The following is a 20,542-nucleotide window of genomic DNA, read 5'->3' on the forward strand; positions in this document are numbered from 1 at the left end:
GTCTCACTCTGTGGGTAAGGTAAATTTCGGGCATAAAAAAACCACCCAACGGTGGCCATTTATACCATCTATAAAAGAGTGGTGGGTCGTATAGGATTCGAACCTATGACCAATTGGTTAAAAGCCAACTGCTCTACCAACTGAGCTAACGACCCACTATGGCTCCTCGAGCTGGACTCGAACCAGCGACCAATAGATTAACAGTCTACTGCTCTACCAACTGAGCTATCGAGGAACAACATTTATCGCTATGGCGGAGGGGCAGGGATTCGAACCCTGGGAGGGCTATTAACCCTCGCTGGTTTTCAAGACCAGTGCTTTCGACCACTCAGCCACCCCTCCAGCGATACGCCTTATATTAAAGCGCCTAAATCTCAAACATAAAAAAACCACCCAGCGGTGGCTATTTATTAAGAAGTGGTGGGTCGTATAGGATTCGAACCTATGACCAATTGGTTAAAAGCCAACTGCTCTACCAACTGAGCTAACGACCCACACCGAACTTCTTTTTTTCCCCATACCACAACTCTGTTAAGAGAAGTGGTGGGTCGTATAGGATTCGAACCTATGACCAATTGGTTAAAAGCCAACTGCTCTACCAACTGAGCTAACGACCCGTTGTGGCTCCTCGAGCTGGACTCGAACCAGCGACCAATAGATTAACAGTCTACTGCTCTACCAACTGAGCTATCGAGGAACAACGTTTCTCGCTATGGCGGAGGGGCAGGGATTCGAACCCTGGGAGGGCTATTAACCCTCGCTGGTTTTCAAGACCAGTGCTTTCGACCACTCAGCCACCCCTCCAGCGAGGTGCCGTATATTAAAGGATTCCGCGTTTGTGTCAACACTTTGGAAGTGAAAAAGTTAATATTTGACTAAAAATATTCATATCCCTTTCACAACTCAGATTCTCGTCCCTTAATTCATCCCCAAACGGTACTTCTCGCCGTAGGTTTCACTGCGGCGGTATTCACCCGGTGTCATGCCGGTCCACTTTTTAAATGAACGGAAAAACGCCGAGGGCTCATCAAAGCCCATTAGTGCGGCGACATCATTGATCGATAGCTGGGGCGAGTCCATATAATTGATCGCTGCTTTCTTGCGGCAATCATCCTTTATCTTCTGATAAGAACTGTTCTCATCGGCTAATCGACGACGCAGGGTCGACACTGACATATTCAGTTTAAAGGCCACCTCCTCTGCCCCAGGCAGCTCTCGGCTGAAATCTTTACCCAGCATTACCTTAACTTGAGAACGTAGGCTTTGATCGTTATCCACCATCACAATTAACTGATAAGGCGCCGTTTGCAGAAAAGCTCTCAGGCTTTCATCATTCTGAATAATGGGATAATCCAAATAACGAGCGGGGAACACGATGGCATTATCATGCTGATCAAATTTAACCTCCGACTGAAACAGTGTCTCATAATGATAACTGTCCTCCTGCCGTGGAAAGGTGAAATACGCCGCTTTCAAATCCAGTCGGGAACCAATCAACCAACTGATAAAATGGTGCCACATGGATAACCCTGTCCGAACGACGCCAGCAGGTTCATTCTCTAATAACTCCCGTACTTCTTCAGCAGGTACCGAACTGACCGGTGCAAAAGAAAGCTTTGCATAGCGCCCTTTGCGCACCAATAAGGGCTTCACTTTAGTGCCTCGGCAGATTTCATAAAAAGCACTACTGCGATAGATCGCCTTCTCTAAAGTCGAGCAATGAATAATCGCATGGCACATCATGCGAAACGTACCATTGGGTACCCGTCCGCCCGAGACCATCCCGAATGATTCGTCTTGCGCCGTCCACATAATACGCTGATAGAGTTGACCGAATTTGACAGCAGAAAACTCTGTTCTTTGCTCAATTTCAGTAGGATCTATGCCGACTTCGGCCAAAAGCTCATCTAGGTTGTAGCCCTGTTTCTCTACCTGAGAAAGCAGATACCGGACATAACCGGTTGGAACTGTGATGGTTTTTTCCATCTTTCTTCTCTTCTTTTCTCTTACTTTCTTTAATGTTACAAAATATAGAAACGATTGGTTTAACTTATATCATGAAAAGCCGAAAAAAAAGTCGAGACATTTTTTGTCAGTGATAATGACAGCTATTGTTATTGAGAAGATAAGCACGAATGATGGATGATTTAAGCTGCCTTATTCAGATCATGCGAGCCGCAGGACTATAAACCTGATTAGTAGGCTGGCTAATATCCCGCATAAACGGGTCTGGCTGAACAAACAAAAATAACAAGCTACCGAAAAGGTGTAACACATGGCAAAGAGATCAACGCCTGCCTTATGGCAAACCATACCTGCGCGTAACAAACTCGCACAGAGTATCACCCTCTCAATATTAGCAACAACCCTCGCCAGCCCAGCGATGGCGGTCGAATTCAACCTTGGGGAGATAGAAGGACGCTTTGACTCCCAGCTATCCCTTGGTTCCAGTTGGCGCTTAAATGACGCTGATGAGAGCTTGATATCCACAGCGAACGGCGGTACCAGCGCGGGTTCTGGTTCTTATGATGACGCGAACCTTAACTTTAAAAAAGGCGACTCATTCTCTACCGTCTTCAAGGGCGTCCATGATTTAGAGTTACGCAAAGATAATATTGGCTTATTTGTTCGAGGAAAGTACTGGTTCGACACAGAGCTCGAGAACGGCAATCGCTCCCATGGTAATACGGTCAATGGCTATTCATCCGATGACTCATTAAGTGATGATGGCTTTAATGACTATGCCAAATTTTCTGGCGCAGAAATTCTCGATGCCTATGTCTTTGGCTCATTTTCAGTCAACGAGCAACCATTAGATGTAAGACTGGGCCGACAGGTTGTTAACTGGGGCGAAAGCACTTTTATTCAAGGCGGTCTGAACTCAATTAACCCAATCGATGTCAGTGCAATACGCCGTGCAGGCGTAGAGGTTAAAGAAGCCCTGCTACCAACCAATATGGCATTTGCCTCGCTGGGGCTCACCGATAATTTAAGTGTCGAAGGTTTTTATCAACTAACATGGGAAGCAACGGCTATTGATGGTTGCGGTACCTACTTTTCTAACAACGACTTTGGTGCTGAAGGTTGTGATGGTATTCGTATCAATTCAGCCTTAATTCCGCCGACTCAACAAGCAGATGCCGCTTACTTTGATACTGCGGGGGGGCTCTTTGTTATAAACCGTAATGACGACGGTCGCCGCGAAGCCGATGACAATGGACAGTTTGGTTTGGCATTTAGATATTACGCCGAAGAACTCAACAGCACCGAGTTTGGTCTTTACTACGCTAACTATCATAGCCGACTACCCATTTCTAGCGGTGTAAAATACACAGCAGGCGGAGTCCCTGGCGTCTTTACCTCTGAATATTTTATTGAGTATCCTGAAGACACTCAAATGCTAGGTCTCAGCTTTAACACCACGGTTGGTACGGTCGCTTGGTCTGGGGAAATAACGCATAAAATCGATGTCCCCGTTCAAATTAATGGACCACTGCTTGTCTCTGCCATCCTAACTGAAGGGCTAGGTATGAGTAGTGGTAATGCAGCAGCAGACAACCTAATCGCCAGCTCAGCCGTTGGAGGAGATGTTCACGGATACACCATGTTCGATGTCACTCAGGTGCAGACTAGCCTGTTACAGTTTTTTGATAACACCATGGGAGCTAGCCGTTTAACGTTGATCGGCGAACTCGGCTGGACACACATTAACGACTTCGATGAAGGCGCTAATGCACTCAAATATGGTCGCCACGGCACCTTTGGATATGCCGCAGGTGAAACCGATGGTTTTGTTACTCAGGACTCTTATGGCTATGTCGTCCGTGCCAGTCTCAACTACCCTAACGCCTTTGCCGGTATCAATTTAACCCCTCAACTTAGCCTCAAACATGGCCTTGGAGGTAATGGACCAGAACCAGGCGCCGCCTTCAGGGAAGACGAAAAAGTAGCTACACTTAGCCTAACTGCCGATTACCTTAATAAATATCAGGTACAAATGGGCTATACCAACTTCTTTGGCGGTGACTACAACGCCATTAGTGATCGCGATTTTCTTTCTCTCAGTGCATCGATCTCTTTCTAAGAGTTAAGGAAAATAGGAGAATTTATTATGACGTTTAAATCAACGGCACTGATCCTTGGCTCAGTAATGGGCTTGAGTTTTAGCTTGCAAACAATCGCAGCAGTTTCCGACGCTGAAGCCGCCAAACTCGGCACGACATTGACCCCACTAGGGGGTGAGATGGCAGGTAATGCGGACGGCACTATTCCCGCATGGAAAGGTGGTTTACCGGCTGGAGGGGAGCGTTTTAAAGACCCCTATGCAGGCGAACAACCGCTCATGACGATTACCGCTGCCAATGCCGCCGAGTACCAGCAGCACCTCACGCCTGGCCAACAGGCGATGTTTGCCAAATATCCGGACACCTTCCGGATGAACATCTATCCGACCCACCGCAGTGCCTCACTGCCGGCGGTTCAGTATGAGAATGCGCGTAATAATGCGGTCAATTCAGAACTGACCGACAACGGCAACGGCTTGAGTAGTAATACTCTGGAAGGTATCCCCTTCCCGATTCCGGGTAATGGCCTAGAAGCGATCTGGAACCATATGTCACGCTACCGTGGCGGCGCACTTGAGCGAACCTTTGTGCAGGTACCCGTGCATGAAAACGGTAACTTCGTGCCGGTCAAAATCACCGAGAAGATGTCATGGCCTAACTACCTCAAAGAGGGTCGCACCGAACAGGATGACAATATTCTCTTTTACTTCGTGCAACAGATTAAGGCACCTGCCCGTTTAACGGGCAACGTGCTACTGGTACATGAGGCACAAAACCAGATAGCCAAACCGCGTCAGGCGTGGATCTATAACGCAGGGCAGCGTCGTGTTCGTCGGGCACCACAGATTGCCTATGATGCACCGGGCACGGCATCTGATGGACAGCGGACCTCCGATAACCTCGACCTGTTTAACGGCGCACCGGATCTATACGACTGGAAACTGGCGGGTAAAGAAGAGATCTACATCCCTTACAACAGTTACAAACTGGCTGACCGTGGACTGAAATACACCGATATTCTACAAAAGGGCCATATGAACCCAGATTACGGCCGCTATGAGCTGCACCGCGTCTGGAAAGTGGAAGCAACCTTGAAAGAAGGTGCTCGACATATCTACGCTAAACGGGTGTTCTATATTGATGAAGACACTTGGCAAGCAGCGATTGTTGATCACTACGATGGCCGTGGCCAGCTGTGGCGTGTCGGTGAAGCACATCAGATGCAGTATCAGGACGCACAAGTGCCTTGGCTAACCGCTGAAGCCCTGTATGACCTGCAATCTGGACGTTACCTAGTGGGTAGTCTGACCAATGAAGAGGGCGACGGTTTCGACTTTAACGCGCGCTTTAAGCACAGTGACTTTACCCCACAGGCGATCCGTCGTATGGGTATTCGTTAAGCATCGGCAACAATCTTGCTGATCAAACCATAAAGGAGCCTCCGGCTCCTTTATTTTATCTAAAAAACATTCAAACACCGCCAATAAACCGCTACTAACCTGTTGATTAACGATATTCTAAACGGGTTCAACGATCAGTGATGGCCAATACGAGCCTGAACCGCGGCGGCTGTTCTTGCTCCCTGCTGCCAAGCGACTAAAGCCTCTTCACAACCACTACACACACCGACTTTTAACTCCCGATCAACAATAACCCAGGTGCATTTTCCATCTTCAGTGTCACAACTATGATGATCATCACAGCCACAGCCGATACAATGCGCCAGCACTAACTCATTTTGCTCCATAAATATCTCCCTCGTTATCGGTTTTATCCTTAATGACAGGCGATAAATAATAGATCACTTTATGCCACCGTGCCGTTCAACTAAGTGGTTAGCATGAAACAAGTGCTATGAGAGAGATGAGTTAAGCCTTTTATTGTTTCAACCCCGTGGCTGTACGCCTGATTTTTTGGAGAATCATTTTTTGAGCACCCTGCAGGGAACAGAGATCACCCGCAATTTTGATGAGTATGGCCCGATTTATGTCTATGACGACGGCCCTTACCGCTACATGAGCTTTGGCTCTGGAGGCGAACAGAGCCGTATCGATCGCACTCGTCCGGAATATCCGGTATATCAGTATTTACAGGTCATGCTGTTAGGTTTGCTATATCAACCGGCACCGCAACAGGCATTGATGTTAGGCCTAGGTGGCGGTTCATTAGTGCATGCCCTGCTGAGTTACGCCGATGACCTTCACATCAATGTAGCTGAACTCAGACCCCAAGTGCTGACCACCGCGATTGAATACTTTCAGTTACCGGACACCCCGAGGTTAACGGTGACGATCTCTGATGCGATGGACTATCTCTGCCAAAGCCACACCTCAGTGGATCTAATCTTTACCGATCTATTCAGTGATACGGGAATGCAACAGCAACAACTGCAAAAAGAGTATCTTGAGCAGTGTTACCGCTTGTTGAGCGATCAAGGAGTATTAGTTTTAAATCTGTGGGATGAAGGCCACGGCTACCACCCCCGCGCCAATCAGCAACTATCTGATCTATTCGGTGATAACTGGCTTTGCTCTACTGTCGACAGCGGCAATCTGATCGCTTTTGCATTTAAAGGTGGCAAGCCCGAATCGAACCCTCGCGCCCTACTCAACGGCGCGAAAAAGCTGGAAAAACGGCTCGGGTTTCCAGCACGAAAGTTATTAAACCGGATACGGGAATCATGATCGCTGGGCGATTGAAAAGAAATCCACCACTAAGGGTTAATTTCCCCGCATAATACTGGGATAATCTTCGACTATACTATTTGTTATTTCTGAGAGATTTACACATGCCTCTGCTAGATAGCTTTACTGTTGATCACACCCGTATGAATGCGCCAGCGGTTCGTGTTGCTAAGAATATGACCACCCCCCATGGCGACACCATCACTGTTTTTGATCTGCGTTTCTGCCGTCCCAACGAAGAGATACTCAGCGAAAAAGGCATTCACACTCTTGAGCACCTGTTTGCTGGTTTTATGCGTAACCACCTAAACGGTGATGGCGTCGAGATTATCGACATCTCACCTATGGGCTGCCGCACCGGTTTCTACATGAGCCTGATCGGCACACCTGAAGAGCAAAAAGTCGCCAACGCTTGGTTGGAATCGATGGACGATGTCTTGCATGTCGAACAGCAAAATCAGATCCCTGAGCTGAACGAATACCAGTGCGGTACCTACCATATGCACTCACTGGACGAAGCTAAAGCGATTGCTGATAACATTCGTCATCGTGGCGTCGGCGTTAACAGCAACGACGAATTGAAACTGGACCCTGAGTTCCTAGAAACCCATTCCTAATCAAATCGATACCTGATTCAGTAACGGAGCCAGAGTGATCAGGCTCCGTTTTTATTTTACCTAGAGGCACAACCCCCATGGCAATGATCGGCCGGTTCAATAATCTGGAAGTGGTCAAACAAGTTAAGTTCGGCGTCTATCTTGATGCCGAAGAGCTTGGTGAAATTCTGCTACCTCAACGCTATGTACCAGAAAACACGCAACCAGGTGACCGGTTAGAGGTCTTTATCTATCGCGATTCCGATGATCTATTGATCGCCACCACTGAAACGCCTAAAGCGCAGATCGGCGAGTTCGCCTGCCTTAAGGTTGTCGATCTCAACCGTACCGGCGCATTCTTTGATTGGGGTCTTCCCAAAGATCTACTGGTACCGTTTAGCGAGCAGAAAAAAACGGTTGAAAAAGATCAGGAACAGATCGTGTACCTCTATCTGGATCAGGAAACCGATCGCATCGCCGGTTCAACCAAGCTGAATAAATTTCTCGATAGCTACCCCCATAACTACGAGAAAGGCCAACAGGTCGACCTGATCATCGAAGAACACACCCATATTGGCTATAAAGCGATCATTAATGGCCAGCACTGGGGCGTAATATACGATGATGATGTGTTCAAACCGGTACGCTACGGCCAACGGATGAAAGGCTTTATCAAGCTGGTGCGCCCCGATGGCAAGATCAATCTAAGCCTACAACAACTGGGTTATGGTAAAACCGATGATCTCGGCAAGCGTATTCTGCACCTGTTAGAAGACCATGACGGCTTTATTGCAGCGAATGATAAAACCTCACCGGAAGAGATCAAACGACTGTTCAGCTGTAGTAAAAAAGCCTTTAAATTATCGATCGGTCGTCTATATAAAGAACGGAAAATCGCTATCGAAGAGAACGGCATCCGCCTCCTCACGAAATAACCCCGCCATAACCCGATGCCATAAGGGTCTGCGCTTTCGGTGCAGCCCCTTACCATATACAGGAAAACCCTGATAAACTAGTGCCTTTCTCCAAGGACATAACACTATGACTCAGGCCCTGATTATTGCCTCCGCTAAAACTGTCGATAACCACGGCTCGTTACAGCACTGTTTAGCCCAAGAAGCCACCCTAAAACAGCAGGGACTCCGCTTAACTGAGCTGGTGATCGATCCTCTCAGCACCCCTTGGCACAGCGAACTACTCCCTAATCATTACCGCAGCGGCTGCGGACCCATTGAAGCGCTAGCGGACGCTAAACGGCTCATTAACAGCGGTGCGACCGATGCCGTCGTGATCAGCGGCACTGATAACTTGCGCAGTGGCTATGATCGCCAAGAACGACTCGATCTGATGGCCGTCTACGGTAATGACTATCCGCTGACACAAGCCTATAACGAACTGGCAGAACAGTTTATCCTGCGGCACAACAGTGACGCCGAGCAGTTTCGACAACTTGCCGATGATCTATTTGAAAACTATAAACGCCGTTTTCAAAGCCTGATAACAGGAGCAGCAACGGACCAACTACCGGATGAGCGCTGGTATAAACTGATTACACCACTGTTTCGTGGCGTCGATTGCGCTAACCCGCTAATCGACTTTAGTGGCCGCTTACTGATCGGCAACCCTGCGACCGCCGAAGCACTCAATACCCCTCACGCCATAGAGGTCGCAGCCGTCGGACTAGGCTGTCTGCGGGGGGATGGACAAGAATATATCGAACAGATCGTCAGCTATGAGCATCTTAAAAGCGCCTATCAATCAGCCTGCCAGCAAGCTGATATAGACTTTGCTCAGCAATTTCGTGACGGGCTCGCCTTACTAGAGGTCTACACCTGCTACCCCGTTGTACCGATCGCCTTCTTGCTGGTCAGCGGACTCGTAGATAACTTAACGCAGCTACCGGCATTTCTCGAGCAACACCTAATCACCATTACCGGCGGCATGAACCTAGCCAAAGGCCCATGGAACAATCCCGCACTCAATGGACTCATCGAGATGCACCAACAGCTACTAGCGAGTCCTACCCACTCACTCGGTGCCGTACATGGCAACGGCGGGTTGGGTTATAAACAGGGGGTCGCCCTGCTGAAAAAGCTCGCTTAACTGCTAGCAGTTTAAACAGGCCGATTTATCACGACTATCAACCTACTATGATGGCCGAATACAAATTAAGATGATTATTCGGGGTCAATTCAACCTATTGGCCTGTGAATAACCTCATTCCTCCCATGATATCCACTCAAAGCTGTTTATATCCCTGTGAGTACTGTTGTATAACCCCCTCGAACATACCCACAGATCTTGGAAAAATACTTCCTGTCGCCCCTTATCTTGCTCCTATGATTCATAGCTACCGCTATAAATGGCTTTTATTCACCGAAACCCTATGCCTCTGCGCCAATCACGAGGCCTTAACCCCCTAAACGGGGACAAACCATCCACACCATCATGTTATCCCCTTATTCTGTGGATATCCTATGGGAAAACCTTTGCATAGCCACTTAGAAAGCAGCTCAATAGCCCATTAACGCTAGTGTTTCAGAGGCGGGTTAGTTTATATGCAACAAAATAACAAAAACTTATTGATAAGCATTCTCATTTGCATTAACATCAATCTCGCTCGTAAGAACAGACAGGTTGCTCTCACCTCACCGGTAATCTGTCTACGGCGGGAAGGCTGATTTGGCCAGCCCTCCCGCCTTTCTTATGCGTATTGATAATCCGTCTGTAATTCAATTTTTGCTATGAGTGCTTCTCTTTCACACTCATCACGAATTACCGCTGGCATTGTCAGGCTCTTGTTAATATTCACCGGGCACACACGCCCGGTATTTTTTTCTTATCTCCGGTCATTTATTCGCTACTATATAGCCAACATTCACATTAGACCGAGTACCCCATGCAACTGGACCCTACCCCCGCCAATAAACACCTAATCTTTATCGGAGGAGGACATGCACACGCCATCGCTCTGCTGATGATGGCGATGGATAAACCCACGGGCGTACGTATCACCCTAATATCCAACCTAGTTCAGACCCCCTACTCGGGCATGCTGCCGGGATTAATTGCCGGACATTACAGCTTTGATCAGGTGCATATAGACCTTGGGCGTTTTTGCCGTTATGCCGGCATCGATTTTATTGAAGACTCAGTTACCGGCATTGATCCCGTCAACCGCACCGTACAATGCCTCAACCATCCAGATTTTAGTTATGATCTGCTGAGCATCGATACCGGTTCGACCCCCGCCCTAAGCACCATTCCCGGCGCCAGTGAGTTCACTGTTGGGGTGAAACCCGTTAAACAACTACTCGACTACTGGGATGATCTACAAGACCGCATCATGCAAGGGGATGACCGCCAGGAGATTCACATCGGTACTGTCGGTGGAGGCGCCAGTGCAGTGGAAGTACTGCTGGCCATGCAATATAAACTACAGAAAATGCTCGGTAAGCAACAACGCCGTACCAGCCATCTACATTTCCATATTATCTGTGGCCCACAACAGATACTCTCGGCCCAGAATAAGCGGGTACAACGTCGCTATATCGACGTATTAAAAGCTCGGAATATCAAGGTGCATACGGGCTTTAGAGTAACTAAAGTCAAGCAAGGCCGAGTGATCAACGCTGCAGGAGAGAGCATCCCGCTGGATGAAATTCTTTGGGCAACGACGGCCCGCGGGGCAGATTGGCCCGCTAAAGCGGGACTTGAATGCGACGACAATGGCTGTATTCGGGTCAATGACTATCTACAATCGGTCTCCCATCCCGATATTTTTGCCTGCGGTGATATCGCCGATATGATCAACTATCCTCGCCCTAAAGCGGGGGTTTTCGCCGTTCGGCAGGGAGCCCCATTACTGCGAAATATTCAGTCAGCACTCTCTGGGCAGCCGCTCACCCGCTATAAACCGCAAAAACAGTTTCTCAGTCTCATCAGCACCGGTGATCGCTATGCCGTTGCCTCTCGCGGCCCATTTAGTTTCGCCGGTGCTTGGGTCTGGCGCTGGAAAGACAATATAGATCAAACCTTTATGCGCCGTTTCAGCGACTTAACTGAACTGCCAGATCAAACACCCGGTGCGACGCTGAAAATAGAAAACCCCGATATGCGTTGTGGCGGCTGTGGCGCTAAAGTAGGACATAGCATCCTTAACCGGGTACTAAAACAGCTTCCCCGTCCAACAGCCCCTATAGAGATTGGTCTTAACCGCCCCGACGATGCAGCCGTCATCGATGTGCCCGCCGATAAACTCTTGGTGCAATCCGTTGATAGCTTTCGCCAACTGGTGAACGATGATTTTCTGTTTGGCCAGATTGCCGCAAATCATGCATTGGGGGATATTTTCGCCATGGGTGCGACGCCCCATAGCGCTCAGGCGATTGTCAGCATTCCCCACGCCAGCGATGAGATTGTCGAGCAGCGCTTACGCCACCTATTACTCGGTGCCAGCAAAGTGTTCACTGACTGTAATATTGGCTTAATTGGTGGACATACCTCTGAAGGCACCGAACTGACCCTAGGCTTTACCATCAATGGCCTAGCGGATCGGCAGCAACTACTCACCAAACAGGGTATCCAACCGGGTGACCGATTAATTGTAACGAAGCCTCTCGGCACCGGCACTCTCTTTGCTAGCGATATGCGCAGCCAAGCGAAAGGACGCTGGATCAGTCAGGCGTTACAACATATGTTGCAGTCTAACTACCGCGCCAGCCAGATTCTCTCTGCAGCGGGGGCCCACGCCTGCACAGACATTACCGGCTTTGGCCTGCTCGGACACCTTTCTGAGATGCTAGAGGGATCAAACCTGAGTGTACGCCTATGGTTAGATAATCTACCGGTGATGGACGGTGCCTTAGCTTGCCTACGAGCGGGGCTATTCAGCTCACTGCATCCACAAAACAGAAAATTTGAAGATTTAATTTCCAACCTAGATGATTTTAATACTGATACGATAATCGAACTGTTATTTGACCCACAAACCGCCGGCGGCTTACTCGCGGCGGTTAGCCCTGATCAAGCAGACAAACTGATCGATGAGCTACAGGCGGCCGGTTATACCGAAGCCTGTGCGATAGGCAGCGTGAGACAAGAGGGTGAAACACAGGTGGTACTGAGTAAAAACGGCTAACGATGATGATCTAACAGCATTAAAAATAATCGCCGATCGATTCAAGATTTAAGGCGTGAATATAGCGACTGATAACCTCATTATCACTGGTAAACGCCAAGCCCGCCTGCTGCTCCGAAGGAGATAGCGACTTCACTTTGGAGTGCACCACCGATGGCTTTTCATCGAATGGCAGTTGCAGTTTAAGCTGACACTCGGTCTGCTCAGTGCGTGCCTCTTGGAGAATCTGAAAATCCTCTCCATCGGCCAGTTTTAATAAACCACCACCTGTACTGAAGTTAATAACAATACCGTTAACGGCCGCCTCCCCTACCACTAATTCGGCGGGAATCGCGCAAGGGTACCGCGGTTCTTTACGTAAACTACGGGATTGGATCTTATCTGGATAGCTGGTCATCAACAGACGCCCACCTTGCAGAAACAGATCAATCACCTCAGATTCAAAAGCATAAATATGGCCATTAGAAATAATACGCATCACCAGCTTACGCCGATTGGTGAAGGTATCTCTGTAGGTCAATTCGTCAGAACCCATACCGCTTTTGGATAACTGCGTCACCGAAGGCAGGCGAGTGATGATGACTTTACCGTCAATACCAAAAAAACGGGAAATGTACTTAAAACAGCCCCCGGCATCACTCACCTGAATAATACTGTCCTGCTCAAGTGGGGGGAATTCATTCAGAATGATATTCTCATTAGTATAAGGCATCCAAGCACCATTAAAATCCGGACTGACAATAAGGGAGAGGCAATAAATCCAATTTATTCTCGGCGGAAAATCCCTAGAGGATCGCCCACAAACTTGCCTCGTTAACATCAATACTATAGTCCTTCATCCCGCCCTTTCACAAGCCTCATCCATACGACTCTCGCCTAATAAAAACGCCCTTTATCCGCGTTATTCCTAGAAACCGTTAGAGAATATTTTTCTGAAAAACAGCGGTGCTATCTATCTTTGCCCTTTTCAGGTTGGTTTCACCCCCTACGCGTATTATGTTTGCTATACAGTGACTCATGCGGAGATAACCGATGAAAACAAAGATAGCCATTTTACTCACAGCCCTAGCGGGTATTACCGTGCTCAGCGTTACCGCCGCACCCGATAAGATTGTACCTGCAGACCTTCAACAACAAGGGCTTAAAGTAGCGACCTTTGCCGGTGGATGTTTCTGGTGTACCGAAGCCGGATTTGAAAAACTCCCCGGCGTCAAAGATGCGATCTCCGGCTATACCGGTGGTTCAAAAGCAGACCCAAGCTATCAAGAGGTGTCGTCCGGCTCTACAGGTCATACAGAAGCGGTACAGGTTTACTATAACCCCGACGTTATTACCTATCAGGGACTCCTGCAATCGCTCTGGCGGCAGATGGATCCAACCGATGGTAGCGGCTCCTTTGTCGATCGGGGAAATCAATACCGTCCAGCCGTGTTCTATCACAACGAACAGCAGCGCCTTATCGCTGAAAAATCGATGGCGGAGCTCGCTAGCTCTGGTCGCTACAGCCAACCACTGGCGACAGAACTCACCAAGCTGACCGTCTTTTATCCGGCAGAGGATTATCACCAGGATTACTATCAGCACAATCCAATTCGCTATAAATACTACCGTTTTAATTCAGGCCGCGATCAGTATCTGGAAAAAACCTGGGGTGAAGAGCTACATCCGGACTTCACCCAGTTTGGCCGTGGCCAGCAACAAGACGCAATGGATCAGAATACTAAAGATGGGAATGCTTACATGCATTTCCAAAAACCGTCAGAACAGCAGCTACGTCAAACACTGACCAAAGTGCAATATGAAGTTACCCAGGAAGATGGCACCGAACGGGCTTTTCAGAATGAATATTGGGACAATAAACAGGCAGGAATTTATGTCGATATCGTCAGTGGAGAGCCGTTATTCTCGTCTAAAGATAAATATAAGTCAGGCACCGGCTGGCCTAGCTTTACCCGTCCGATTACAGCAGACGTGGTAACTGAACATAGCGATACAAAGTTTTTTATGACCCGTACCGAAGTGCGTAGTGCTTATGCGGATTCCCACCTAGGACACGTATTCAATGATGGCCCTCAACCCAGCGGACTACGCTATTGCATGAACTCTGCGGCAATGAAGTTCATTCCGCTAGATCAAATGGCTGCTGCAGGTTATACCGAACAGCTTAGTCTGTTTAAATAATCACCGCTGAGTCTGACACAAAAATAGGATAAACTGTTGCTCATACTGATGAGGAGCAACCGTTTGTCCGTTTTCTATCGTTTAATCATCACGCTGATACTGCCATTAGTGGCACAACAGGCCTTGGCTATACAACTGACCGATCCTCGATCAGCAGCTGTGTATCTGCAGCAACAACGTCCTCTTATTAACGCCTGCCTCCATGAAGCTCAAGCCAGCAATCATCTACCCGATATTTGGCGCAGCCAAGCCTGCCAACAATTATTAGATCAAGACTCTCAACTCAAAACCGCGTGGCAACTCATCTTACCGAACGGAACTACCAAGGGATTAGCACAGGTTCCCTACGGACTACGCCAACTCACCGTTGATACCTATTCAGAATATAAACAGCTAGCAGAGAGAATCGCGCAATTAAGCCGTTAGACCAATTTAATTTCATTTTTATTGAAGGGTTATTTTCGTGAGGTTTCGCCTGAAAAAACTATTAAATCAGACAGATAGCCGCATCCATATTAAAGTCTGAAAAAAAACTAAATTTCAAGTCTTACCTTTGCCTTTCTGATCTCTATAATACGCCCTCATTTTGCCAGCGGCTCTGGGTAATATCTTGATTATTTTCACCATCACCAACACAGTTTCCAAACAGGTTTATGTCGGTTCAACCCGAAGTGATATCGATAGTCACTGGGAGACGCTGCTTATTGCAGCAGAATCCGGTGTAGAAGCAGAACTCTACAATGATATTCGTGATGCCGGAGCCCACAGCTTCGCATTATCCGAATGGGGATTCGCCGATAATCTCAGCGAGGCCCGTGAGCTCACCGCCGATGCTATCGAAACCTTCGATGCTAAAAGCTTGCAGGGGCTAATCACCAAGCCTAAACCGAGCAAGGTACACCGTCAGAGCGCGGCTGAGCGTAAAGCCGCTCTGGCTCTACTAGAGGAAGCTGAGCAACAAGCTCTGTTGAAAAATGAGATCGCTAAACCGACCGGCGAAGCAGGCGACACACCTGTCAGCGAAGCGGATCTAAAGCTCCTTGCCCGTAAGCGCGATGCTGAACTGGAAGCAAGAATCGTTCGTGAGCGTCAGGAAACCATGGCAATGAACAAGGTTCTTGCTGAAATGGAGTTCCGTAAACGCAGTAAGTCATCGAAATCAAAAGCCAAAAGTTCTACCGGCAAAACGACTAAACCCGTATCGACAGCACCCAAACTCGCTGTTGGCAAAGTCTCTTCCGCTAAACTTGAGAAAGAGATTAAAGAGAAAATAGTCCAAGAACGAGAAGCCCGTGAGACCACTAAAATCTCTCGGCAAAAAGCTGAAGCCCAAGAGATGGCCGCAGTGATGGCGCGCATTGACGCCCGCGCACAGGGCATGCGAAAAACCGCACCTAAAGCCAAACCAAAGTCAGCCATGCGTAGCAGTATTCCGCTATCGGTGAAAAAGGCGCCAGAAGCACTCAGGGAAACACGATTAGAACTGGATCTGGACATCGCGAAGAAAGCCGAACTGACCGTAATGCAGCAGGAAAAGAGCCGCGCAGTGACAGGCCAACCCTTAACGGCTAAACCTTTCGCTATGGCTCGCGTGGCTCAGAACAGCGGCCAGAGTAAAGAGCAAAAAATTGCTCATACCATTGATCGCTATCGTAAAACCGCAACACCGGCAGTTAGCAATAAAGTCTATGGCCAGCAAGACCTGATCAGTTCACTACAAGCACGCCTAGCGCAACGCAACGGTAAATAACCCAGCACGAAGCATCGAAAGCGTGCTTCGGGGTTTATGCTCGCTTTCCTGAATCGATTAACGATGATGGAAAGCGATCGCACAGATCGACAAAAAACACACTGAAGCCGGCTTCAAGTTGAGGATAGTGCAATATCAACTCCTCGCCGATGCCATTGAAATCATGGCGAAAGCGAATCCGTCCCGCAATCCGATCCAACGCATAAGCAACCCCGTCTAACTCTTGATAAGCCCGAAACCAATCGGTATCCACCAGCCTCTGAGTCACCAACTGCATCCGTTCCGGCATAAGTGATTGACCAGCGATTAGATCTTCGTACAGTGTTTCAATCACCTGATCCACAGGTACATGACTAAACTGCTGCCAATGTTTAAGCATAAAGTGATCAAACAACACATCCAGAGCTATACCGGAAAATCGACGCCGCTGGACGCTAAAATATCCTTTCAGCTGAATAACCTCAGGATGCTGATCCGTAAATTGATCAACCCGCCGATGATTCATCAGCCCCTCTCGTACCTCCTCAGGTAAACTCTGGATATCCACACCGCGGGCAAAGTCCCCCAGCAAGTTACCAACCCGAGATTCAACCGTCGGCTTAGCCAGCACGAGATGGGCAAAAAAATTCAAATAAAAAACCCCGAGTATTGTGACAACAAATCACAGTATCCGGGGTTTTTAGTACCACAGCAAGCGACTCTAGGAGAGTGCCGCTTAACTGTGAATGACACTTAGTTCACACGTTCAAATACCGTCGCAATACCCTGTCCCATACCAATACACATGGTCGCTAACCCTAGTGTGCCATCATTCTGCTCCATCACATTCAGCAATGTGGTGGATATTCGCGTACCGGAACAGCCTAGCGGGTGGCCCAATGCGATCGCGCCACCATTGAGGTTAACCCGCTCTTCCATCTGGTCCAGCAGCTTGAGGTTTTTCAGCACAGCAAGACCCTGCGCGGCAAAGGCTTCATTTAGCTCAACGTAATCGATATCGTCGATGCGCAGCCCAGCCCGTTTCAACGCTTTCTGAGTCGCAGGCACCGGTCCAAATCCCATGATAGAAGGATCACACCCAGCAACTGCCATCGAACGTATCTTGGCACGCGGTTTCAACCCAAGCGCCTGCGCTTTGGCCGCCGACATAATCAGCATCCCAGAAGCCCCATCAGAAAACGCCGAGGAGGTTCCTGCGGTCACCGTACCTACCTTCGGTACAAACACAGGTTTCAGCTGTCCAAGCGTTTCCACTGTGGATTCTGGACGGATAACTTCATCCTGCTCCAGCAACGATTTGAAACCGTTCTCATCATGCCCTTCAACTGCCACAATCTCATTATCAAACCGACCTTCACGGCGGGCTTCATCGGCCAGACGGTGAGAACGAGCACCAAAGGCGTCCTGCTCTTCACGACTGATACCGTTCATCTTGCCCAACATCTCAGCCGTTAGACCCATCATCATCGCCGCTTTGGCAACCTGAGTACTCATCTGCGGGTTGATATCGATCCCGTGAAGAATATCTAAGTGTCCCATATGTTCAACGCCACCGACCATAAACTGATCGCCGTTGCCGGTCATAATCGCCTGTGCCGCGGTGTGCAGCGCGGCCATAGAGGAACCACACAAACGGTTAATCGTCTGCCCTGCAACACTATGAGGCAAACCCGCTAAGACCGATGCATTACGTGCAATATTAAAGCCCTGCTCTTTGGTCTGGTTAACGCAGCCCCAGATCACATCCTCAATTTCAGCGGGATTCACATTAGGGTTACGTTCCAGCAAACCGTTCATCACTCTTGCGGATAATGCTTCAGCACGGACATTCCGGAAGGAACCGCCTTTGGACTTACCCATCGGGGTGCGCACCGCATCGACGATGACTACATCATTTGGATTCAGACTCATCTTCGATTCCTCCTTAGTTAGCTGTGTTGTTTAAGTATGTGGTACCGGCCGCCGCCATCTGCTGCATCGTCTCAGTTGGCTGATACAGAGGGCCTAACTCAGCGTATTTAGCGGTCATTTCACAGAATGCGGCCAATCCCATCTCATCAAGGTAATGGAACACACCACCACGGAATGGAGGAAAACCAATACCATAAATCATCGCCATATCAGCTTCCGCTGGAGAGGCGACTACACCCTCTTCTAGACAACGTACCGTCTCGATACACAGTGGTATCATCATCCGCTCGATAATCTCTTGATCGTCGAAGTCCCGGCTAGCACCGACCACTCCTTCGATCAGAGAATCAACGGCATCATCCAGCAATTTAGCCTGTTTACCTTTACGATCTAACTCATAACGGTAGAAACCTTTGCTATTTTTCTGGCCAAAACGTTCCAATGAGAACATCCGATCAATAACCGATTCACCCTCATGAGACATCCGCTCAGGGAAGCCTGCAGCCATCACCTCATCGGCATGATGGGCCGTATCGATACCAACCACATCCAACAGATAGGCAGGTCCCATTGGCCAACCAAAACGTTCCATCACTTTATCCACCTGACGGAAATCAGCACCGTCCTGCAGTAAACCACTGAAACCACCAAAGTAAGGGAACAATACTCGATTCACTAAGAACCCAGGACAATCATTGACCACTATCGGGGTTTTGCCCATCGCTGAGGCATAAGCAACGGTCCGAGCAATCGTGGCATCCGAGGTTTTTTCACCCCGAATAACTTCCACCAATGGCATCATATGCACTGGATTAAAAAAGTGCATGCCGCAAAAATTTTCCGGCCGTTTAAGTGATTTAGCCAAGGCATTAATAGAGATCGTCGAGGTATTAGACGCTAACACGGCATCTTCAGCGATATGCTGCTCGGTTTCAGCCAGTACCATCGCTTTAACTTTTTGGTTCTCAACCACGGCTTCAACCACGAGGTCGACCGTTGCAAAATCACCATAGCTCAAGGTCGGGCGAATACGGTTGATGGTCGCAGCCATCTTCGCCGCATCGATTCGGCCCCGTTTAAGCTGCCCGGCGAGCAGTTTATTTGCCTCATCAAGCCCCAACTGAATAGCCGACTCATTGATGTCTTTCATCAGGATCGGCACCCCTTTAGAGGCCGATTGATAAGCCACACCGCCGCCCATGATGCCAGCACCCAAAACCGCCGCCTGCTTCACTTTTTGCGCTTTCGCTTCATAGCCACGGCTGACTTTTTTAACATACTGGTCTTTCATGAACAGACCCACCAGCGCTTTCACCACTGGGCCAGACGCCAGTTTCGCGACACCTTTAGCTTCCGCTAGGATCGCTTTGTCCCGGGTCATCCCGCAGGACTTCTGAATCGTTTTAACCGCTTGTAATGGCGCCGGATAATGGGGCCCAGCTTTCGCACCGATCATGCCTTTAGCGGTTTCAAACGCCATCATCTGCTCAATTTGATTGAGCTTCACAGGGCTTTGTTTAATCTGACGACGCGCGGCGTAATCGAACTTACCGGCAGCGCACTGGCGCAATAGGTTGATACCCGCTTCACGCACTTGATCTTGTTCTACAACCGCATCCACCGCGCCATCTTTCAGAGCCGCCGCCGCGCGTTTTTCAGCACCAGCACAGATCCATTCATGGGCATTATCGATACCGATCAGGCGAGGTAAACGAACAATACCGCCCCAACCCGGATTGATGCCTAGTTTAACTTCGGGTAGGCCAACTTTAGCGTTTTTACCCATCACCCGATAATCGGTCGACAAACAAAGTTCAAAACCACCGCCCAGCGCCAAACCGTTAATCGCGGTAACGGTTGGGCAAGGTAGATCTTCAACCGCATTAAAAATAGCGTGGGTTTCCAGTAAGCCGGCAATTAAGCCCTCTTCCCCCTGACCAAACAGAGAACTGAATTCGGTAATATCCGCGCCAACGATAAAACAGTCTTTAGCACTGCTAAACAGCACCCCTTGGATGCCTTCTACTGCGCTGAGCTGAGTCACCGCCTCTTTCAGCTCACCTAGGGTCAACTGATTAAACTTATTTACTGGCTCATTGTTCAGATCAAATGTCAGCTCGTAAAAACCGCTGTCGATCTCCTGAACTCGAATAGCCTTACCTTCAAAATACATGGTGCACTCCATACTCAGGATAATTATTGTTAGTCATAGTAAG

Annotated in this window: 16 protein-coding genes and 7 tRNA genes; 10 read left to right on the forward strand and 13 right to left on the reverse strand. The window is 48.7% G+C overall.

What is annotated here, in order from left to right:
• Window positions 1-79: 79 nt before the first annotated feature.
• From KO512_RS00415 to KO512_RS00450, 8 genes are all read right to left on the reverse strand, one after another.
• A tRNA-Lys gene (locus KO512_RS00415) sits at window positions 80-155 on the reverse strand.
• Between the two features lie 4 nt (window positions 156-159).
• Window positions 160-235, reverse strand: a tRNA-Asn gene (locus KO512_RS00420).
• 16 nt (window positions 236-251) lie between these two features.
• Window positions 252-342, reverse strand: a tRNA-Ser gene (locus KO512_RS00425).
• A 76-nt stretch (window positions 343-418) separates the two neighbouring features.
• Window positions 419-494: transfer RNA gene (locus KO512_RS00430), tRNA-Lys, on the reverse strand.
• A gap of 47 nt (window positions 495-541) precedes the next feature.
• Window positions 542-617: transfer RNA gene (locus KO512_RS00435), tRNA-Lys, on the reverse strand.
• Window positions 618-621: 4 nt separating this feature from the next.
• A tRNA-Asn gene (locus KO512_RS00440) sits at window positions 622-697 on the reverse strand.
• Between the two features lie 16 nt (window positions 698-713).
• Window positions 714-804 (reverse strand) — tRNA-Ser (locus KO512_RS00445).
• 114 nt (window positions 805-918) lie between these two features.
• Window positions 919-1,986, reverse strand: a complete 1,068-nt coding sequence (locus KO512_RS00450; RefSeq protein ID WP_215950370.1) for an AraC family transcriptional regulator — start codon at window positions 1,984-1,986, stop codon at window positions 919-921.
• A gap of 289 nt (window positions 1,987-2,275) precedes the next feature.
• Between KO512_RS00450 and KO512_RS00455 the strand changes: the two genes are divergently transcribed.
• Window positions 2,276-4,084 carry a DUF1302 domain-containing protein gene (locus KO512_RS00455; protein WP_215950371.1) on the forward strand — a complete coding sequence of 603 codons (1,809 nt, stop codon included), beginning with the start codon at window positions 2,276-2,278 and terminating at the stop codon, window positions 4,082-4,084.
• A gap of 27 nt (window positions 4,085-4,111) precedes the next feature.
• Window positions 4,112-5,464 carry a DUF1329 domain-containing protein gene (locus KO512_RS00460; protein ID WP_215950372.1) on the forward strand — a complete coding sequence of 451 codons (1,353 nt, stop codon included), beginning with the start codon at window positions 4,112-4,114 and terminating at the stop codon, window positions 5,462-5,464.
• Window positions 5,465-5,598: 134 nt separating this feature from the next.
• Here KO512_RS00460 and KO512_RS00465 read toward each other — a convergent pair whose 3' ends face one another.
• On the reverse strand, window positions 5,599-5,811 hold the full coding sequence (locus KO512_RS00465) for a hypothetical protein (RefSeq protein ID WP_215950373.1): 213 nt from the start codon (window positions 5,809-5,811) through the stop codon (window positions 5,599-5,601).
• 181 nt (window positions 5,812-5,992) lie between these two features.
• Here KO512_RS00465 and KO512_RS00470 point away from each other — a divergent pair, with 181 nt between their 5' ends.
• From KO512_RS00470 to selD, 5 genes are all read left to right on the forward strand, one after another.
• Window positions 5,993-6,748 (forward strand): spermidine synthase, encoded by a 756-nt coding sequence (locus tag KO512_RS00470; protein WP_215950374.1) that lies wholly within the window; start codon window positions 5,993-5,995, stop codon window positions 6,746-6,748.
• 104 nt (window positions 6,749-6,852) lie between these two features.
• Window positions 6,853-7,365 (forward strand): S-ribosylhomocysteine lyase, encoded by a 513-nt coding sequence (gene luxS, locus KO512_RS00475; protein ID WP_215950375.1) that lies wholly within the window; start codon window positions 6,853-6,855, stop codon window positions 7,363-7,365.
• Window positions 7,366-7,442: 77 nt separating this feature from the next.
• A complete protein-coding gene (locus tag KO512_RS00480) occupies window positions 7,443-8,279 on the forward strand; it encodes a CvfB family protein (protein WP_215950376.1) in 837 nt (278 codons plus the stop codon).
• 106 nt (window positions 8,280-8,385) lie between these two features.
• Window positions 8,386-9,447, forward strand: coding sequence for a hypothetical protein (locus KO512_RS00485; protein WP_215950377.1), 1,062 nt, complete (start codon window positions 8,386-8,388; stop codon window positions 9,445-9,447).
• Window positions 9,448-10,243: 796 nt separating this feature from the next.
• Window positions 10,244-12,484 carry a selenide, water dikinase SelD gene (selD, locus tag KO512_RS00490; RefSeq protein ID WP_215950378.1) on the forward strand — a complete coding sequence of 747 codons (2,241 nt, stop codon included), beginning with the start codon at window positions 10,244-10,246 and terminating at the stop codon, window positions 12,482-12,484.
• A 19-nt stretch (window positions 12,485-12,503) separates the two neighbouring features.
• On the opposite strand, the gene KO512_RS00495 is transcribed toward selD, so the two are convergent.
• A complete protein-coding gene (locus KO512_RS00495) occupies window positions 12,504-13,196 on the reverse strand; it encodes a PilZ domain-containing protein (protein ID WP_215950379.1) in 693 nt (230 codons plus the stop codon).
• 320 nt (window positions 13,197-13,516) lie between these two features.
• On the opposite strand from KO512_RS00495, the gene msrB reads away from it, so the two are divergent.
• From msrB to KO512_RS00510, 3 genes are all read left to right on the forward strand, one after another.
• On the forward strand, window positions 13,517-14,665 hold the full coding sequence (gene msrB, locus KO512_RS00500) for a peptide-methionine (R)-S-oxide reductase MsrB (protein ID WP_215950380.1): 1,149 nt from the start codon (window positions 13,517-13,519) through the stop codon (window positions 14,663-14,665).
• A gap of 63 nt (window positions 14,666-14,728) precedes the next feature.
• Window positions 14,729-15,091 (forward strand): hypothetical protein, encoded by a 363-nt coding sequence (locus tag KO512_RS00505; RefSeq protein WP_215950381.1) that lies wholly within the window; start codon window positions 14,729-14,731, stop codon window positions 15,089-15,091.
• Between the two features lie 184 nt (window positions 15,092-15,275).
• Complete coding sequence (locus tag KO512_RS00510) at window positions 15,276-16,415, forward strand: hypothetical protein (protein WP_215950382.1); 1,140 nt, start codon at window positions 15,276-15,278, stop codon at window positions 16,413-16,415.
• 34 nt (window positions 16,416-16,449) lie between these two features.
• Here the strand turns inward: KO512_RS00510 and KO512_RS00515 are convergent, their stop codons facing one another.
• From KO512_RS00515 to fadB, 3 genes are all read right to left on the reverse strand, one after another.
• Window positions 16,450-17,046 carry an ACP phosphodiesterase gene (locus tag KO512_RS00515; RefSeq protein WP_215950383.1) on the reverse strand — a complete coding sequence of 199 codons (597 nt, stop codon included), beginning with the start codon at window positions 17,044-17,046 and terminating at the stop codon, window positions 16,450-16,452.
• 101 nt (window positions 17,047-17,147) lie between these two features.
• Window positions 17,148-18,326: an acetyl-CoA C-acyltransferase FadA gene (gene fadA / locus KO512_RS00520; RefSeq protein WP_215950384.1), complete on the reverse strand. Its 1,179-nt coding sequence runs from the start codon at window positions 18,324-18,326 to the stop codon at window positions 17,148-17,150.
• A gap of 13 nt (window positions 18,327-18,339) precedes the next feature.
• A complete protein-coding gene (gene fadB, locus KO512_RS00525; RefSeq protein WP_215950385.1) occupies window positions 18,340-20,499 on the reverse strand; it encodes a fatty acid oxidation complex subunit alpha FadB in 2,160 nt (719 codons plus the stop codon).
• Between the last annotated feature and the right edge of the window lie 43 nt (window positions 20,500-20,542).

Origin of the sequence: Amphritea atlantica, assembly GCF_018860855.1 — a bacterium.
Lineage (GTDB): Bacteria > Pseudomonadota > Gammaproteobacteria > Pseudomonadales > Balneatricaceae > Amphritea > Amphritea atlantica_A.

Excerpts from the sequence above, each read along its gene's own strand:
- KO512_RS00450 (WP_215950370.1), bottom strand. The coding sequence starts at position 1,986 with ATGGAAAAAACCATCACAGTTCCAACCGGTTATGTCCGGTATCTGCTT.
- KO512_RS00455 (WP_215950371.1), top strand. The coding sequence starts at position 2,276 with ATGGCAAAGAGATCAACGCCTGCCTTATGGCAAACCATACCTGCGCGT.
- KO512_RS00460 (WP_215950372.1), top strand. The coding sequence starts at position 4,112 with ATGACGTTTAAATCAACGGCACTGATCCTTGGCTCAGTAATGGGCTTG.
- KO512_RS00465 (WP_215950373.1), bottom strand. The coding sequence starts at position 5,811 with ATGGAGCAAAATGAGTTAGTGCTGGCGCATTGTATCGGCTGTGGCTGT.
- luxS (WP_215950375.1), top strand. The coding sequence starts at position 6,853 with ATGCCTCTGCTAGATAGCTTTACTGTTGATCACACCCGTATGAATGCG.
- KO512_RS00480 (WP_215950376.1), top strand. The coding sequence starts at position 7,443 with ATGGCAATGATCGGCCGGTTCAATAATCTGGAAGTGGTCAAACAAGTT.
- KO512_RS00485 (WP_215950377.1), top strand. The coding sequence starts at position 8,386 with ATGACTCAGGCCCTGATTATTGCCTCCGCTAAAACTGTCGATAACCAC.
- selD (WP_215950378.1), top strand. The coding sequence starts at position 10,244 with ATGCAACTGGACCCTACCCCCGCCAATAAACACCTAATCTTTATCGGA.
- KO512_RS00495 (WP_215950379.1), bottom strand. The coding sequence starts at position 13,196 with ATGCCTTATACTAATGAGAATATCATTCTGAATGAATTCCCCCCACTT.
- msrB (WP_215950380.1), top strand. The coding sequence starts at position 13,517 with ATGAAAACAAAGATAGCCATTTTACTCACAGCCCTAGCGGGTATTACC.
- fadA (WP_215950384.1), bottom strand. The coding sequence starts at position 18,326 with ATGAGTCTGAATCCAAATGATGTAGTCATCGTCGATGCGGTGCGCACC.
- fadB (WP_215950385.1), bottom strand. The coding sequence starts at position 20,499 with ATGTATTTTGAAGGTAAGGCTATTCGAGTTCAGGAGATCGACAGCGGT.